Origin of the sequence: Moorena sp. SIOASIH, from assembly GCF_010671925.1 — a bacterium.
Lineage (GTDB): Bacteria > Cyanobacteriota > Cyanobacteriia > Cyanobacteriales > Coleofasciculaceae > Moorena.
On the sequence record NZ_JAAHIH010000017.1, the window covers coordinates 1 to 2,023 of the forward strand.

The 2,023-nt window shown below is 57.7% G+C and carries 2 protein-coding genes; both read right to left on the bottom strand.

Translation table 11 applies throughout. From position 1 onward, the window contains the following. Positions 1 to 1,502 (bottom strand): class I SAM-dependent methyltransferase (locus F6J90_RS43290; RefSeq protein ID WP_293109118.1); only part of this gene is annotated, 1,502 nt, incomplete at its 3' end. 45 nt (positions 1,503 to 1,547) lie between these two features. Beyond that, positions 1,548 to 2,023 (bottom strand): AraC family transcriptional regulator (locus tag F6J90_RS43295; protein WP_293109120.1); only part of this gene is annotated, 476 nt, incomplete at its 5' end.

Below are 2,023 nucleotides of genomic sequence, written 5' to 3' on the forward strand. Positions count from 1 at the left end.
TTCGCGAAGTAATCTCGTTTGTCCTGCGGCTTGATGTGATGGTCCGCGAAGACCGAGAAGATGCAGTCGAACTTTCCCCCCGGGTCGTACGTTCGGCTATCTTTCAAGAGGGCCCGTGTGGTTTTGTCCTTCACTGTGTTCAGCTTTGCTCGGAGCTTGTCGAAACAGACCACATCGAGTTCTACTGCGACGAATTCATCAATCGCGTTGTGGTCCACCATCGACATGGTGAACAAGCCGGTTCCCGCACCAAACTCGAGTACGCGCTTTCCGGGTCCGTTCCACTCGTTGTCGCAGACCTCGCGGATCTTCTCTCGCATCTCGACGTAGTGAACATGCTTCTCTTCATACTTGTCGTAGTCGTCGATCGAGATGTAGAGCGACATCTCCTGGGTTCCTTGAGAGAACCCGGATGGCGCGACCGAAAGGCTTCGCGCCAACTCCTCGGCGGTCGCTCCTGAATCGAAGCGTACCGACGCGTTCAATATCTCCTCGAATTTCGAGGCGTGACTCGCAACGTGTTGCGGGGTTGCGTCGAACTCGATTTGCCTCTCAAAGCGGGTATCTGCGTAGTAGCTCTTGTCGTACTGCGCCAGGACTTCGCCACCAGGCAGCTTGATTACCGAGAAGTCTTTGTTGTAGGCCGCAAACCTCTGGTGGAGCGTCTCTGCCAGCAGGACGTAAACCTCGTAGGAACTCCGAGAATGATGCCTGCAAAGCGTTTCGTAGAAACTGGGAACTTCTGACTCGTCCTTTAGTACAAAGATCCGCCGGCTGCCGGGCTGAGTTGTGTCGAGGATCTTGTCGCCCAGGGATTGGCTCCAGAAATACTCCTGCCGATTCACGAGTGCAATCGCGTCCACCACAGCCTGGTGTTGTTCGCTCTGCAATGCGAGTAGCACGTGCGGATAGCGATCTGCCGATACCCTGAAGACGCTCTCGTACTTCTCTAGATCTCGGAGCCGGTACGCGAAGCCTCTTGCTACCTCGAAAACCGTGGCTGCAAAAGCATCGTTCTCGTCAATGCTCTTGTTCTTCTGGACGTGGTTGCCGTGTCGGCCTATTTCGAGCAGCCACCCATGGATGTCGTGGACGTTTGAGGATGGTAGGAGGGCTCGAAGCTTCTCCCCTAGGTCGTCCCGAAGCTTGGAGATCGTGCTTCGGCTGTAGATGACGTGCGGGAATTGTTTGAGGTCGAAGGGGATGTCATCGGCGCTCTGGGTGATGTGGATTACTCGTTTTCCAGCGGCATGGGCGTAGCCGACTTCGTAAAACACATTCGGGTTGCGATTCGTCATGTCCGCAACGATGAGATCCGCACGCTCGATCTCGCTCAGAATCTTTGCGACAATGTTGCCTGTGAAGTGTTGTTCATCTACTCGTTCTGCTTGAGCGCCCGCACGTTCGGCCGCGGGTTTGATGCCGAGTTCATAGACATCTCGGAATTCCTCCGAGAATGGCATGAGAACGTAGACCTTTGGTGTTCTTGGGACTTTTTGCACTGTGAACCCCCGTCCGGCTAATCTCTGAGTTGGACGAAGTATAGATCACCCAATCGCGCGAGCTCGCCTTCGATAGCTTCCCGGCGGCTCACCGACCCAGCGTTTGAACACCCGGCTGAGCGCCGCCGCGGATTCGTAGCCGACCAGCTCCGCAATGTGCTCCAGGGTCTGTTCTCCCTCGGCAAGCAGCAGCCGGGCGCGCTGCATGCGCCACAGGGTCACGTACTGCATCGGCGGCAGGCCCATGACCTGTTTGAAGCGTTCCGCGAAGACCGTGCGGGAGAGACCGGCGGCCCGGGCCAGGGTTTCCAGCGACCAGTCGTTGGCCGGCTCCGCGTGAATCTGTCCCAGGCTCTCTCCGAGTTCGGGGTCGGCGAGGGCCGCGAGCAGGCCCTCTTCATGGTCGGCACGGGAGGCCCAGACGCGGAGCGCCTGGATGAACAGCACTTCAGAGAGTCGGCGCATCACCGCATGGTTGCCGGCGCCCTCTGCATCCGCCTCGTGGCTGATGAACCGGATCA